A 15,106-nucleotide genomic window follows, 5' to 3' on the forward strand; every position below is an offset into this window, starting at 1 on the left:
TGGCCATTATTTCAATCGTAATTATGAACTGACCTTGTAGGGTTTTAGCCAAATAACAAGTCTTTTCCCTTATTGATAAAACTATAACAAACGCTTTTGATTGTCCTAAGTTTTACTTTTCCGCCGATATCAAGTTTAAATAACGTCCCAGCCAGTACGGTAGTAGCCAATAAACAGGTTCTTTTTCCTGAGACGGGTCGCCACTAACCGCAACATAAGGGTTTTGATCCCACCTCATAGTTCGGTACTCACTTGGTGGGCGCAAGGCTGTCTGCAACTCTTCAAGAATAGGTTGCCGCACTACCTTAAGGTCTTCCCTTTGTGCATTGTCAACATACCAATCAACCAATTCCAAGGGAGCATCCTTTAAAAACGCAATGGAATTATCCAGTTCCTCATTTCCTCCTGCCAATAGATTATACGTAAAATTGATCATCGGACTCTTAGCTTTTTTATGCTTATTGAACCATTGCTCCAAATGGTCCTGATACACCCTCTTCAGTTCTGGATCTTCTTCATAGTTGATTAAGGTGGGATACATGTATAAGGACAAAAAGATATCAAAATAAGTCTCCCAGGAAGGGTTGGTGTTATGCAAGGTTTTTGCGTTTTCCAAATACCCTTCTTCCCTTATCAATTGCAAATATTCCTTTTGATACTTTTCTTTTTTGGTAATGTAATGGGCAAACTTCAAAAAAGCGAGCAACTCTAAAGAGTTCAACGCCCTTTCCGGAGCCCAATCGGGATTGTGGTTCAGAATGGTCGGAGACCAAACGCCCCATTTGGTATGGGTCCCATCCACATCCACTAGGTTAAAATCGTTCTCTATGAGATGGTCCATAATTTTGCTGAAATGATCCGCTATCCGCTTTTTTTCCTTATCATCGGCCACCAAGTTATAGTAACAATAATAGCCGAATAAATGCCCGGAAATCTCATCGCTACTAGTATCGCCTTTCCATTTCCATTTACCATCCTTGGAAACATGCCAACGTTTTTCTACCGGCTTCTGTCTGGGATTTTCAATTATTTCCTCGGCCAATTCACGCTCGGTGTAAGTGCGGTTCATATCATGGGATTGCTCCCATGAAACTGGAATTATGGTCCTTGCAAAAAAACCATCCCCACCGGTTACTTCCCTTAAAAAATGTAAGAAATCGAAGGCCTTTCTGGCTCTTTCCTTGGCTTCCGGATTTTTGGTCGTTGCATACCTAAAAGATTCCATGGCCAGATAATTGGAGGTAAACTCCCCATCATTATCGTCGTCCTCGGGTTGTATGGTCGTGGTATCGCCAGGCACCGCTAATTTGGAACGGGCTATTATCCAAGGCTCCCGAACATGGCGCCTTAACAGTTTATCATAAAAATAGTCCGCCTTGTCTTCAAGGGTCATTTGTCTGTGCTTAATGGCACTTACTCCATTAGCAGTGGCAACCCAAGCATTTCCCTGTTGGTCGAATGCAATATCCCTCACCTCATCAGATACCAACCAACGCCTGCCCACTCTAACGGAATACTCTTTTTCTCCCGGTACAAATCTGGTTATCCCGAATTGGGTTCCCACCCACATCCTGCCGTCTGGTCCCTTTGCCACAGCATTTACATTGGCATTGGTTATCCCATCTTCAGGCGTTTTTTCTCCAATTTTTGCAGTTTTATTTCTAATGGACACCCCACCTAATCCCCCTATCCATAGATTTCCATCTTGGTCAAAATCCATTCCCTTGACATAGGCACTGATTAAATCGTCGTTTCCTTGAAATGCCGTAGTTTTTTCATCCGCACAGTGGTAAAGCCCCACGTCTGTACCTATCCAAAGTCCGCCCTTATTGTCGGACAATACGGTGCGAATACTTCTTGCAGTATTGAAATCCTTTTTCTCCCATTTTTGATCCCGGTACAACCATATTCCATATGGCCCCAAGGCATAAACCCCCTCTTTTGCCGATAGCAGTTTGGCAATGGGCGGTTTAGGACCTTCCATTTTTTGGATTTCCCTTGCTCCACTCCTATAGACCCCATTCCAAGTAGCCATCCAAACATTTTGATCGTTGTCCATTGCCACGTCATAGGCCGGGCCTTGGTTATCCCCGCCAATTACTATCCTCCATTCCCTTGAACCGACTTCCTTTTGGTAGATGCCATTTTTGGTGGCAATCCAGATGCTTCCCTCCAAATCGGGCTGAATGGCCCTAACATTATTGGCCTCCTCACTGTAACCGGAAACATTAAATGCATCATGATATTCCTGCTCAAAAGGCTTATCTATGTATGTGACAATGGGATTTGCATATTGTTTGGATCTTAGATCCTTGTTTTGACCTATTGACAGCATTGGAATTATAAAAAGAAAGAAAATGGCTTTTTTCATTTCAAATGGTTGATCGGTTTGGCTCTAAAGTTAATCCAAGCTCTGGATATATGCTAAAATCAATTTCAAACCTTTACTAATTATTAACCATGAAGGTCATCCAATTACACTATACAACTTGATTGCAATTAAAGTTTATTGAAAGACCGATTGAATTCTTCTTTTACAAACTAAAAGTCCGTTTAAAAAATTAATCTTGTAGACCTAGTAAGCATATGCAAAACATCTACTTCCCAGCCTCTAAAGCCTCTTTTTTCTTCCTTGCTAAGTACCTGCCCTGTTTTACGTAATAGGAGCCAACGGGAGAGGAATTATCGCCAAATTCCTTCCTGATATAAGTCAGTATCTGGGCAATTTCCTCATCTTCCAAGTAGTCTACGGGCGGCATCACGCCGTCATACGTTTTTCCATTTACCTCTATAGGTCCGCTTAATCCACTCAATACAACATCTATAAGTCTTTTTTGGTCCCCCTGGACCCATTCGGAACCAGCGATGGGCGGAAATCTACTACCGTCTCCCATACCGTTGGCCATATGGCAGGCTCCACAGTATTTGTTATATAATATTGCCCCGGCTTCTGCCCGCAGTGGAGTAAGATCATCCTTAATTTCATCCGGTGTTTTGATATGCGGTAATTTTTTGCGTTCGTCCATAGACCGAAGTTGATCCTTACCAAAATTCTTCTTGTCCCCTTTGTACATTACCCGCCAAATTTTGCCATGTTCACTTTCGCTTATATACAATGACCCATCGGGTCCCATGGCAATACCCATGGGCCTGTATCCTGCATCATCGGTATCTACAATTTTATCGACCTGTGTAAAGCCATCGGCAAAAACTTCCCATTCCCCAGCCTTTCCATCCTTAAATGGAACAAAACCTATAAAATAACCGGCCTGCGGAAAAGGAGCTCTGATAGTGGAACCATGAAAGGCAATAAAGGCTCCATTTTTGTAGTGCTCAGGGAATTGGTTCCCTTGATAGAAATGCAGGTCGTTTGGCGCCCAATGACCTGGAAAACCAATTATAGGTTGCTCGTATTTGGCCCCATCGCCTTCCTTTTTGCCATCCCCCCCATATTCGGGATTGAGTAATTTTTTGCCCTGCATATGATCGTAAAAGTAATAAGGCCACCCGGCATCGGTACCTTCCTTCACCCTAAGAAACTCTTCGGAGGGCAGCATAGCACTTTGCCAAGGCGAAAAGTATTCGGGCCAGTTACGGTTCAGGTTGTCACGGCCATGTTGTAAGACATACAAGGTATTATCGTAAGGGTTCCAATCCATTCCCACTACACTCCTAATTCCGGTAGCATAGCGGTATCCATCTTTCTGAGTCTGACCGGGCTTATTGGCGTCAAATTGCCATATCCCGGCATGCCATTCCAACTCCGGACATGGATCCTGTCCCAATGCGCCTGGCATTCTATTCTGTTCTTTTGATTGACAAACATCTCCAGGGGAACCAAAGGGAACATACATATGTCCATTTCCATCAAAAGTTAGTGGCTTGGCAATATGGGAGTAGCCAAAAGGGGAATTTTGGTAATCATCCGTAAGCATAACTTCCGGCTCACTTTCCGGCACTAACTTGCCCCTTGTCAACTTTTGCCTATATACCGTACTGGCGGTACTGTAGTATAAATAATCCTTGTATATCCGCATTCCTGTGGCGTAATAACCACGCTGATCAAATACCCCGAACCGTTCTATTTGGTCCGCTTTTCCATCATTATTGTTATCGCGGAGACCAATATTTTCGCCTTCCTCATGGGCAAATCGCATTTTAATATATATATCACCATTGTCATTAACCGCAAGATGCCGAGCAGATCCTATACTGTCCACTACCACTACCGCCTCAAAACCTTCAGGAAGCACCAATCCCCCACTATCGGGGTCTCCAGGTGGTAGGTTCTTGCTGCATTGCAACAAAATGCCCGAAACCAGTAACATAAGCAAAATGATTTTTAAGCGGAGGAGAACTGCCATTTCTTTATATTTCCTTTTCGGTACCAAGAAGATTACATCTATTATAAGCTATAACTATAAGACCATGAATCTGTAGACGAATCACGTCCCTATTTCAGTTGCCATTGGAAGTCAGACTTAATCTTTTATCAAAGTGACTTAAATATCTGATTCACAAACCAAACAACACCTCCTAAGCTAATCAAATTTGTTTAAATAATTAAGTGCCTTCAAATTATTTTTAGAGGATGATTATGATATTTCATCGGCAATGAACTTAAAACCCATATTGGTCCGGCAGATGGCAATGAAGGTTCTGTATGCTTTTATAAGCTGGTGAGACTAAAGCAAAGTTTGTTTTGAACGGCCCGTTAATCGAAAAGTAATCCCAAAAAACCAATTGATTCCAACGGCCTAAATGATGCCACCAATAAAACCCCTTTAAAGTTAATTCCAACTCCCCAGGAATAGAAATCGATCCATTGCGGTTTTCCGCAAGGGATTCTCTTTTTATCAAATTAGATTTGTCCTCTGAAACAAGATAACGGGCCAATGGTTTATAATTAAGACCATACTCCTTATCGTCAGAATTAATCAAATATTAAAAACATATTGGCCAGCTTGCCGAAAAGGTATTCGGGGGAACTATCCAATTTGGCAGGCAAGGCCTTTATAACCAGTACCAACTTAACACAGCGCAAATTTTACTGGTTATCTAAAATATTGACAATAAAATCATTGTAAATTTTAGTCCCCAATAAGCTGATCCAATTGCGAAAGGAGCATTGGCACTGAAAATTTCCAAGGCCGTTTCCTACCTATCCAATAACGCGCATGGCGAGCAATAACCTTCCTGAACTCTCCCATATTTTTATAACTTTGGCCAAATGGATAATATAACCCAAATTCCGGCTGGTTTTATAGAGCAAAACACCCATTTTCCAAGTCTTATCAATGTACTAAAGGATGCATTTTCCGACCAGGATACCATGGTGCCCATGAGACATCATCACGATTTTCCCAATCCCGAAGTAAAAGAGGATTCCACCCTGTTATTGATGCCTGCTTGGAAACCGGGAAAACAGGCAGGAGTAAAAATCGCCACTGTGAGTCCTAAAAATGGCCAGTTTAACCTTCCGGCCATTCAGGGTGTGTATATATATCTGGATGCACTAAAGGGCGGTATCCTGGGACTTTTGGAGGCCAAGAGCTTAACCGTAAAAAGAACGGCCGCTGCCTCTGCTTTGGCATCACAATATTTATCAAGGAAAAATTCCAATTCCCTATTAATGGTTGGCACTGGAGCCCTTGCTCCCAATTTAATCTTGGCCCATGCCAGTGTACGCCCTATAAAAACGGTCTATATATGGGGAAGGGATTATTCCAAGGCCATGGGCATATGCGAGCAACTAAAGAATGCACCCTTCCATATTCAACCCATAAAAGCGATTGAGGATAAAATTTCTGAAGTCGATATCATATCCTCGGCCACCTTATCCAAAACTCCCCTCGTTCTGGGAAAACATCTAAAACCCGGGCAACATGTGGATTTAGTAGGAGCATATAAGGTAGATATGCGGGAGGCTGATGATGAAACGGTTACTAAAGCGGAGGTGTTTGTAGATACTTATCAAGGCGGTTTAAAAGAAAGTGGGGACATTGTTATTCCATTAAAAAGTGGAGTTTTGAAAGAGAGGGATATCAAGGCCGATTTGTTTGAACTCACTTCCCAAAAAAAACATGGCAGGAAGAACGATGTGGAAATTACGATGTTTAAGTCGGTTGGACATGCCTTGGAAGATTTGGCCGCTGCCACCTATTATTACAAAATGTTCCAAAATAATCGATAATGGCAAGGCAAGAGTTCGCGAACATTTAAATCGATCAAACTTGAAATATGTAAGAGGTTTTGGAACCTAAAAAATTAGAGAAAATACACTCGTAAATATAGAATATCGAGAAATGAACAAAAATCTTTATTTGGCATTAAACAAGTCTGCCGTCATGTTTTTATTTTTAGCATTGGCCTTTTTGGGTATACTGAAGGCTCAAAAACTACCCCTTCCCCCTCGTGCCAACGATGCTATTTCCGGTAGCACTTTCAAAAATCAGATTGAAGCCCTAAACATTGACGACAGGGAAAAACAGATTTACCAAGAGGTTTTGAACGGAAATGTGCCCAATTTTTTACGGGATTTGAAACCCATTACATTTTCAAAAAGCATCAAGGATTCCACTTATGTTGTAACTTATTTTGTACTTCCGGATTATTTGGCTATTGGCTCGGATATCGATTATTTCCTGGTGCCCATGACCCCAATTTTGGCCCAGAAAATAGCGAAGGCCATTGGTTTCAGCCTTCCAACCAAACATATGGTAGATCAAATATGGAGCAACGCCTCACTAAAAATGGCCCCCACCCCCATTCCCCCTAGTCCCCAAATGACCACAATTCCGGTTATGTGGGAACATAATTTGCTACTCAAAAAACAAAGGAAAGAAGCCCTTTTACAGGCTCCTTTGGGAGATTTGGTGGCCGGACATAAAAAGGATGTTGTAATTTCGAACAAAATCTATGAAAGTTCGCCCAAGCCGGTCGTGATCTATGGCTGGCATTACCAAAATGGAACCCCTATCCAACCTGTCTATGCTGGTCATAGTAATACCTACGCAGATTATAGTCACGGTATAAGATTAGTACAGGATAGTGTCTTGATCAATAACAAAATGGGTCTCATTACAACTTTGCTTCAGGATGTTGATAAATCTTCCTTGTTTAGTGATGAAGGGGTAATTGAAAAACCGTTTTATCCAGTAGACAAAGCTCAGTAGCGCCATTTCCAAGTTTTTTTGTTTAGATCAACAAAAATCTTTGCATAAACACATCCAATGGTCATGATTCAAGATAATTTCAAAACATAAATTACTGAACGGAAAAAAAAGAGAAATAAATAATTCGCGCGTAAAAGGCACTAAAAGCTTACACCGTTTAAACGGTAATGCATTATAGCGCAGTTATTGAGCGGAATCCTTAGAAATATTAAAAGATGCCTCTTCCATTGCCATTTACGGTTCCAGAGGAGCGAATGGTGCGGTTGCAGTAATGACCTCCTCCCATATTTAGGTACCGGTCATACCAAGAGAATTCGGGCTATTAGAACTTGTTCCATGACTTTAAAATGGAAGCCTTTTTCTACAAAGTACGAAACAAACAAAAGATTTGAACCATAAAACCAAATGGAAAAACACCAGCTTTATTTAAATATCCAAAACCTTTTTTCGGCCCCACTTACATAATGTTTCTTTGCGAAATTCAGATGGGGACATACCGGTCTTCTTCCTAAAAAGTCTACTAAAATAGGAAGGGTCGTCATAATTTAAGGTAAATGCTATTTCTTTATTGGACATACTGGTGAAAATCAACTGTCTCTTTGCTTCCAACACTATCCTATCCAAGATGTAGTCACCGGCATTCTTTCCCGAAAATTTGACACAAATACGATTGAGTTTTATAGGCGTAATGTGCAGCATGCACGCATATTCCTTTACCTGCCTGACGCGGCCATAATTTTCCTCTACCAAATCCCTAAACTCAACAAACAATTCGTTCACCACTGGACTTCCCTTGACGAAAATTTTATCTACAAATAGCTCTTCCAACTTTAATAGAAAAATATTAAGATAGGACCTTATGATCAGGTGTACATCCTTGGTGCCTTTTGCCAATTCTTCCTTTATCTTGGTCAACACCCCAAGTAGTTCTTCAAACTGGCACTCCCCTGGGCTCAAAATTGGCGGAATATCCCTATGTAAAAAGAAGGTACTGTTAAGGATGTTGGGGGTCTGTCGGTAATAGAACGCTTGAAATTCCCTGTTAAAAGCCAGAATATACCCATTACAATAATTCTCTATATTCATAAGATGTGTACGTCCTGGCGAGATGACATGGATACTTTTGGAAGAAATTTCATAATTCTCAAAATCCAGAATATGGTTCCCAGATCCTTCTATAAAAATACAGATTTCAAAAAAATTATGTCTATGGGGATGATTGGTAGGAAAGGGAACATGGGGAAGGGGTGTATTCGTCGTATTTTGGTCCTTAAACCGATAAAGCCTAAAAATACCATCCAATTCCTTTTCTCCTTCAATTGAGTACAAGGGTGTTTTGTTCATTCCCACTTAAAAATATTAGAAAACGCGACTAATTCTTTATGAAATTTAAGATTTTTTAGGAGAAACATGGTTGGTATACCAAAAAAAACTGAAAGGTGCAGGTAATTGCCCTATAGTATTTTTACTAATTCAAGGAAAGACAGGAAGTGAACCTTACCCTCTTTATATTCTTTTTAAAGCCATGGCAAACTAGACTTTTCCGCTGTCCAGGTCTCCCTTTGGAGAAAAATGGTAGGTGAAAAGGCCAAGCAAGGCCAAAAGTAGCATCAACATCAAATCCAAGCGAAGCCCCAAAACCATATTAGGGATAATGTTCAATAGCGAGCCTATAAAGAGCAACATCGACAGCAGGGTAAATACGGGCATTACCATTTTCAATTTTCTGGTACTGAAGAGGGCCGTAAATATCATAGGCGCCATTAAAGCCGTACCCGTAAAACTCGTACGGGCCAATAGCACAAGCTCATTGGATGCCAATAGGGAAAAAGCAAAGACCACCATTGCAAAGAAGACTATAGCCACCCGTGTTATGCCCAGCATTTTTTTATCCTCCCCTGTCAAAAGGGACCTCAGTTCCCCGCCCAATGCAAAAATTTGTGAATCAGAAGTGGAAAGTGCCGCAGCTATTAATCCCAGAACGGCAAAGGCGGCCACCAAATTTGATTGGTCCGTAATTATGACGGCATGAATAAATTGGGCCGTATCCAGGTCGGGATAATTTACCGCCCCATACATTCCTATACACAAGGTGGCAAAAATAATGATCAAGGCAAAAATGCCCAATCCTATGGCCATTCTGAACAACGATCTATAATTTTTCATAATGATGATCCTGGTCACCACCTGTGGCTGGGTAAAAGGGATCATGGTAATGGCAATAAGCGAAGCTATAAGGAATTGGGTAGTGAACAAACCATTGGGGCCAGGCACCGATAGCAGCTTTTCATTTACCTCTTCCACTTTCGCAAATAAATTCTCCATATTTCCAAAATAGGAAACACAGTTATAGGCAATGACGCTAATGACCAATAATAAAATAATCCCCTGTAGCATATCGCTATAAATAATGGCCTTCAACCCTCCCACCTCACTATAAATCAACACAATAAGAACTATTAAAATAGCCCATCCCCATATAGGCATCGCCTGGGGAAACGTGGCGTTCAAAAAAATAGCAATGCCCCTAATCTGTATAGCTACGTAGGGAACCAAAAAAATAAAGGCGCCCACAAAAGTGATATAGCCGGCAAATTTGTTTTTATAACATTGTACCATTAGGCCCGAAAGCCCCCTGAAATCTTTGCGCCTGGCTTTTTTTCTAAGATAATATCCCACTGAAATAATCCCAAAGACCATTGCTGCATCAGAAAAGGCCAAAAATATCCATGAACCTACCCCATGGGTCCTAAAAAAATCGGGCATTCCGATCATGGTAAACGTACTAAAAAGGGTGGCCGCCAAAGTAAAAATACCAAGTACGGAGCCCACCTTGGAACCTGCCAAAAAATAGGAAGTAGAATCTTTATTCTTCTGTCTGGTAATAAGGGAGAAAGTGACCAGCACCCCTAAATAAACTATTGCTATTACTATAAAGATTGTTATCATTCTTCCGTAGAATTATCACTTCCGGGATGCACCAAAGTTCCGAGAACGGTTAATAGAATAAGGAGGATGCTTAAAGTTATACTAACCCAAAGCACGTAAGGCATTCCAAACAGTTTTGGATCAAAAGTATCGCTTGCCAGTGCCAAAGGGCTAAGACCAAATGCGATAATCAAAAAGGCCGAAATGCAACATAACAGCCATAATTTTTCTTTGGTAGATTTCATGATAGGTTATTTTTAGGGGCCAAAAAGCCCTAATTAATGCAGTTCATCCAAATGCCCTGCAGATTTAAACAATTTTGAAAGCTATAGAAAATCCCAAAGAAACCTATAGTTTTATAGGCGTCCTATGGATAGTCCCCCATCCACCAAAACTACCTGTCCAGTGGAATACGCAAAATCTCCTTTTGCCAAGGTAGCAACTACTTTACCCACGTCATTAGGTTCTCCCCACCTCCTCTGAACGGCAATACCTTCTTCGAACAATTTATCGTACTTGGCCTGCACCCCTGCTGTCATATCGGTCTTAATTATTCCAGGACGTACTTCGTATACGGGAATATTAAAGTCCCCGAGCCTCACAGCGAACAATTGGGTCACCATACTCAATCCAGCTTTCGAGATACAATATTCCCCACGATTAACGGAAGCCATGGTGGCAGAAACCGAAGAAATGTTTATGATACATCCACGAAAGTCAGGATCGATCTTTTGATGCGCTATCATCCCATTGGACACCATTTGGGTCATAAAAAAAGAACCTTTTAGGTTGATCCCCAAAACCCTATCAAAACTTTCCTCAGTGGTTTCAAGGATGTCCTTCCTTTCCAAAGGGGCGACCCCAGCATTATTGACCAGGACGTTCAACTGTCCAAAATTGTTTTGAATTTGTTGTATTATTCGCAACCTATCTTCACTATCCCCTACATTGCCGCGACAATAAATTGCTTCAACCCCAAAATCCCGCAACTCTTCCAATACACTAGTTACCTCTGTTGTGGGCCTCATGCCATTGATAGCAATATTAAAACCAGCTTTTGCCAGATATTTCGCAATACTAAGTCCTATTCCTCTACTACCTCCGGTAACCAAGGCTGATTTTTTCGCTTTCATATAATAAACTTACTAAGTGTATGATTATAATTCCGGGATATCTACCCAAGCTCTTTTTGCCCAGCTTTCCAAGCCTTTTTCGGCCAATTGAACACCTTTTGCCCCCTCTAGTATAGACCATGGAAAGGGCTCGTCCTTTACAATATGTTTTAAGAACAATTCCCACTGCACCTTAAAGGCATTATCATAATCCTCTTGTTTTGGCACCAGGCTCCAATCCTCATAAAAATCTATAGGCTGTTTAATATCGGGGTTCCAAACCGGTTTTGGTGTACTCCCATAATGCTGTATATAACAATCACGGAGGCCTGCCACAGCGGACCCCTTAGTACCATCCACCTGAAGGGTCAAAAGATCGTCCCTTCGTACCCTGACCGTCCAGGAAGAATTAAAATTGGCTATTACCCCACCTTCCAATTCAAAAGTGGCGTATGCCGAATCATCGGCTGTACATTGGTAGCTATCTCCATTTTCATCCACGCGTTCTGGAATATGTGTTGCCCCGTAGCAGGAAACCGCTTTAACCTTACCAAAAAGATTATCCAGTACATACCGCCAATGGCATAACATATCTACTATGATACCTCCATCTTTCTCCTTAACATAGTTCCAACTCGGTCGCTGGGCCGCAATGGAATTCCCTTCGAATACCCAATATCCAAATTCCCCACGAACGGAAAGAATCTCCCCAAAAAACCCTTGCTCTTTGAGTCTTTTAATTTTCAGCATCCCAGGAAGCCATAACTTATCCTGAACCACACCGTTCTTAAGGCTTTTCTGTTTACATAGTTGGTATAGTTCCAATACCTCTTCGGTAGATATCCCCACGGGTTTTTCGCAGTAAATATGTTTTCCTGCCTTAATGGCCTTTTTAACGGCAGGCGCCCTTCTTCCGGTAGTTTGGGAATCAAAATACACCTGATAGTAGGGATCGCTCAGTACACTGTCAAGATCCGTCGTAAGCTTTTCTACCCCGGATATGGACTTTAGATGTTCCAATTTTGCCATGTTCCTCCCTACCAAAACTGGATCGGGCATTATAACTTCGGCTTCATTGACCTTTACACCACCCTGCTTGATTATCTCCACCATGGAACGCATTAAATGCTGATTGGTACCCATTCTTCCCGTAACCCCATTCATGATAATGCCTACCTTATGTACTTTCATAATTCCCAATTTTAATTTCAATAAATTTTAAACCTAGCTTCTCCAATAATCGGAATAGCTTTTAACAATCTTATCCATAAATTTCTTTTGGTCCTGCTTCCAAAATTTTTCAGAAAATATTTCCACTTCGTGAAAACCTTCAAAACCCGATTTTATCACCCATTTTTTTATTTGATCCAATTTAATGCATCCCTCCCCCATTAAACCTCGATCTAACAAAAGGTCAGTAGTCGGAACGTTCCAATCACAAATATGGAAAGCGGAAAAATTGCCATGTTCCTGACATCTATAGATCTCTTTTTCCAGGTCGGGATCCCACCACAGATGGTAGACGTCTACCGCAACTCCTACCCATTCGGAAGCTATAGCTTCTGCCATGACATTCGCTTGTCTCAAGGTGTTTATGGCCGATCTGGTATCGGCATACATTGGATGAAGGGGCTCTATGGTCAATTGCACCTTGTTTTCTGCGGCATAATGAACAATATCTTCTATTCCTCCTTGAATTTGCTTACGCGATTCCTCAAGATCTAAATTGGGTTCCGCTCCACAGACCAGAACTAGCATAGGAGCTCCCAGTTCGGCAGCCTCGTCGATCATTTTTTTATTATCATGAATGGCCTTGTCTCTTTTTGCCTTGCTGGAATGGGGAAAGAAACCTCCCCTCACATAGGACACTACTTCCAAGTTATTTTCCCGTATAAGATCTCCACTTTTTAAAGGTCCCAATTCCTGGGCGCTATCCTGCCATACCGAAACTCCCCTTACCCCAGATTCGGCGTAATGCTCCACAGCCTGAGTCAATTTCCAAGGCTTGGTGGTTATGGTATGCATGCACATTTTAGATAGATCTGCCATATTTATGCCCTTTCAGTGCTTCCAAAAAACGTATAGTATTTCTGATCGTCCATTAACCTTTGCAGGTACAAGCCCAGTTCCATGGCGTGGTAATCTCCCCACATACTGGATTCACCATTGGGTATTGTACTTCCTGCAGGAACATGGTCCCAGCCGTTGGGCCTATGGTATATAGAGTGCAATATCAGACCTTGGTGGTTAAGATCGGTACTCAAATAAGGCTCGCTAAAAATAGACTCCGAGCTAAGGAGTCCGGCCTGAATATATTTTTCGCCCTCTTTATCGCCCTTGTCCAACAAATATTTCCCCAATCGCAATAAGCCTTGCGCACCTATAACGGCTGCCGAGCTATCTACGGGTTCAAAGGTATTATAGGGGTTGGAGCGTTTCTCCAAATAATCATCCCCCAATTTGTATAGCAATGGGGCACCAGTATCCCAATAAGGAATTCCATCCGAAGCGGTCTTGGCAATAAAACAATCGCAAGTTGCCTTGGCCGCTTTCAAAAATATTGCCTCAATTTCCTCTCTACTTCCCAAGCCATCCAATTCGTCGTCCCCTACAGTTTCCAAAAACTCCAATTCCTCTGCGAAGCCCAACATGGCCCAACTTAGGCCCCGGGTCCAAGTACTATAACCAGTATAGCCCTGTTGTGAGTTAGGACAACGAAAATTTCCGTCATTGGTATTAAAAACACATTCATGGACCGTTCTACTTTCGGTATCATAACTATCCCTTCCTTCGCCGTAATAAACTGAATATTTGGCCGTGGCCAGGGCATGTATCACCCCTCTGTGAAGGAGACTAATTCTTTCATCGTTTTCCCCCATTAGTCCATGACCCAGTTTGTGGGCCACCATTAGGACCCTAACCGTCCTAATAGTATCCACGAACAAGGAATGGGGGCCGTTAAAGGAATACATAAACCCTCCATTCTTAATGGGCGTCCATCTTTTAGCCTGGACCGCCCCGGAAACCTTAAGGGCCAACTCGTAAAAATTACGTTCCCATTCCCGTTCAGGAATTCTACCCTCGTTCATTATTCGGAGTAAATTCCCATACGTACTCACATTATTAAAACCGTGGTCGTGTACTCCAAAATGGCTTACATGCGAGGCCATTTTATCTAAGGTATGTCTACGGGCCATTGTTAGGAATTCCTCCCTGCCAGTCACATCAAATTGCAATGCGGCGCAACCGTACTGAAAGCCTTGTGTCCATTCCGTCCAGCCCCTAGTCGTGTATTTTCCATTGATCGTAAACACAGGGGAGCCCTTGGAAGTATCGTAATTCTTATCTATTGCTAAAATCTTTTGGCCTGATAATTTCCAAAAAACATTTAGTTTATCCCTTAAGTCCTCGGTTCTTTTTTGGTCCTTGATATTCATATAATCTTTATAAGTGATGGCATGTTTCACAAATTTACCTTTCCATAGCAAAACAAATCCATGACAATTACTTCAAATGCTGGTACTTTTTCAATATTTACCAACGGAATTTCCTATTGCAGCACCTTGGTTTCCTTTAAGAGGGAATGAAAAAATTAAGGAAAGGATTTTCAATTCTTAGCCTGTCTTGCCTAAATATAATTGAATTCTTCGAAAAAATAAGAAACAGAGAAAACGGGGTTACCAAAAATTGAAATTAAAAATATTGGTAAATCCGCAAATTGACTATACTCCAAATCAAGTATTATCCATGAAATAATAAGGCAAGTAAGATTTATTATCCACTCGATATTACAGAATATTCCAACCGACTAAAATTTGTAATCTACGCACAAGTCAGAATTGGCAAGAAAAAGAATGGTCTACTTTATGAATTTCATACAGGAATTTAAAC

At 41.5% G+C, this 15,106-nt stretch carries 11 protein-coding genes and 1 pseudogene; 3 read left to right on the forward strand and 9 right to left on the reverse strand.

The window, feature by feature from the left end; translation table 11 throughout:
* Positions 1–112: 112 nt before the first annotated feature.
* Both B9Y87_RS14295 and B9Y87_RS14300 read right to left on the reverse strand, forming a co-directional pair.
* Positions 113–2,371: a ligand-binding sensor domain-containing protein gene (locus B9Y87_RS14295; RefSeq protein ID WP_085499662.1), complete on the reverse strand. Its 2,259-nt coding sequence runs from the start codon at positions 2,369–2,371 to the stop codon at positions 113–115.
* Positions 2,372–2,597: 226 nt separating this feature from the next.
* Entirely contained in the window at positions 2,598–4,328 is a 1,731-nt protein-coding gene (locus tag B9Y87_RS14300) for a PQQ-dependent sugar dehydrogenase (protein WP_245808718.1), read from the reverse strand.
* 902 nt (positions 4,329–5,230) lie between these two features.
* On the opposite strand from B9Y87_RS14300, the gene B9Y87_RS14310 reads away from it, so the two are divergent.
* The 3 genes and pseudogenes from B9Y87_RS14310 to B9Y87_RS22420 all read left to right on the forward strand — a co-directional run.
* Positions 5,231–6,193 (forward strand): bifunctional Delta(1)-pyrroline-2-carboxylate/Delta(1)-piperideine-2-carboxylate reductase, encoded by a 963-nt coding sequence (locus B9Y87_RS14310; RefSeq protein ID WP_085499665.1) that lies wholly within the window; start codon positions 5,231–5,233, stop codon positions 6,191–6,193.
* Positions 6,194–6,305: 112 nt separating this feature from the next.
* Positions 6,306–7,175, forward strand: a complete 870-nt coding sequence (locus tag B9Y87_RS14315) for a hypothetical protein (protein ID WP_085499666.1) — start codon at positions 6,306–6,308, stop codon at positions 7,173–7,175.
* A gap of 193 nt (positions 7,176–7,368) precedes the next feature.
* Positions 7,369–7,458 (forward strand): annotated as a pseudogene (locus B9Y87_RS22420) (hypothetical protein); the annotation flags it as partial.
* 143 nt (positions 7,459–7,601) lie between these two features.
* Here the strand turns inward: B9Y87_RS22420 and B9Y87_RS14325 are convergent.
* The 7 genes from B9Y87_RS14325 to B9Y87_RS14355 form a co-directional block, all read right to left on the reverse strand.
* Positions 7,602–8,519 carry an AraC family transcriptional regulator gene (locus B9Y87_RS14325; protein ID WP_085499667.1) on the reverse strand — a complete coding sequence of 306 codons (918 nt, stop codon included), beginning with the start codon at positions 8,517–8,519 and terminating at the stop codon, positions 7,602–7,604.
* Positions 8,520–8,708: 189 nt separating this feature from the next.
* Positions 8,709–10,124: a sodium:solute symporter family protein gene (locus B9Y87_RS14330; protein ID WP_085499668.1), complete on the reverse strand. Its 1,416-nt coding sequence runs from the start codon at positions 10,122–10,124 to the stop codon at positions 8,709–8,711.
* A complete protein-coding gene (locus B9Y87_RS14335) occupies positions 10,121–10,348 on the reverse strand; it encodes a hypothetical protein (RefSeq protein WP_085499669.1) in 228 nt (75 codons plus the stop codon). The genes B9Y87_RS14330 and B9Y87_RS14335 overlap by 4 nt, the downstream gene beginning before the upstream one ends.
* 111 nt (positions 10,349–10,459) lie before the next feature.
* Positions 10,460–11,236, reverse strand: a complete 777-nt coding sequence (locus tag B9Y87_RS14340; protein WP_085499670.1) for a 3-ketoacyl-ACP reductase — start codon at positions 11,234–11,236, stop codon at positions 10,460–10,462.
* A gap of 24 nt (positions 11,237–11,260) precedes the next feature.
* Positions 11,261–12,406, reverse strand: coding sequence for a Gfo/Idh/MocA family protein (locus B9Y87_RS14345; RefSeq protein WP_085499886.1), 1,146 nt, complete (start codon positions 12,404–12,406; stop codon positions 11,261–11,263).
* Positions 12,407–12,439: 33 nt separating this feature from the next.
* Positions 12,440–13,264 carry a sugar phosphate isomerase/epimerase family protein gene (locus B9Y87_RS14350; RefSeq protein ID WP_085499671.1) on the reverse strand — a complete coding sequence of 275 codons (825 nt, stop codon included), beginning with the start codon at positions 13,262–13,264 and terminating at the stop codon, positions 12,440–12,442.
* Between the two features lie 2 nt (positions 13,265–13,266).
* On the reverse strand, positions 13,267–14,652 hold the full coding sequence (locus B9Y87_RS14355) for a glycoside hydrolase family 88 protein (RefSeq protein ID WP_085499887.1): 1,386 nt from the start codon (positions 14,650–14,652) through the stop codon (positions 13,267–13,269).
* Positions 14,653–15,106 lie beyond the last annotated feature (454 nt).

The organism is Arenibacter troitsensis, from assembly GCF_900177645.1.
GTDB lineage: Bacteria > Bacteroidota > Bacteroidia > Flavobacteriales > Flavobacteriaceae > Arenibacter > Arenibacter troitsensis.

Excerpts from the sequence above, each read along its gene's own strand:
- B9Y87_RS14295 (WP_085499662.1), bottom strand. The coding sequence starts at position 2,371 with ATGAAAAAAGCCATTTTCTTTCTTTTTATAATTCCAATGCTGTCAATA.
- B9Y87_RS14300 (WP_245808718.1), bottom strand. The coding sequence starts at position 4,328 with ATGTTACTGGTTTCGGGCATTTTGTTGCAATGCAGCAAGAACCTACCA.
- B9Y87_RS14310 (WP_085499665.1), top strand. The coding sequence starts at position 5,231 with ATGGATAATATAACCCAAATTCCGGCTGGTTTTATAGAGCAAAACACC.
- B9Y87_RS14315 (WP_085499666.1), top strand. The coding sequence starts at position 6,306 with ATGAACAAAAATCTTTATTTGGCATTAAACAAGTCTGCCGTCATGTTT.
- B9Y87_RS14325 (WP_085499667.1), bottom strand. The coding sequence starts at position 8,519 with ATGAACAAAACACCCTTGTACTCAATTGAAGGAGAAAAGGAATTGGAT.
- B9Y87_RS14330 (WP_085499668.1), bottom strand. The coding sequence starts at position 10,124 with ATGATAACAATCTTTATAGTAATAGCAATAGTTTATTTAGGGGTGCTG.
- B9Y87_RS14335 (WP_085499669.1), bottom strand. The coding sequence starts at position 10,348 with ATGAAATCTACCAAAGAAAAATTATGGCTGTTATGTTGCATTTCGGCC.
- B9Y87_RS14340 (WP_085499670.1), bottom strand. The coding sequence starts at position 11,236 with ATGAAAGCGAAAAAATCAGCCTTGGTTACCGGAGGTAGTAGAGGAATA.
- B9Y87_RS14345 (WP_085499886.1), bottom strand. The coding sequence starts at position 12,406 with ATGAAAGTACATAAGGTAGGCATTATCATGAATGGGGTTACGGGAAGA.
- B9Y87_RS14350 (WP_085499671.1), bottom strand. The coding sequence starts at position 13,264 with ATGGCAGATCTATCTAAAATGTGCATGCATACCATAACCACCAAGCCT.
- B9Y87_RS14355 (WP_085499887.1), bottom strand. The coding sequence starts at position 14,652 with ATGAATATCAAGGACCAAAAAAGAACCGAGGACTTAAGGGATAAACTA.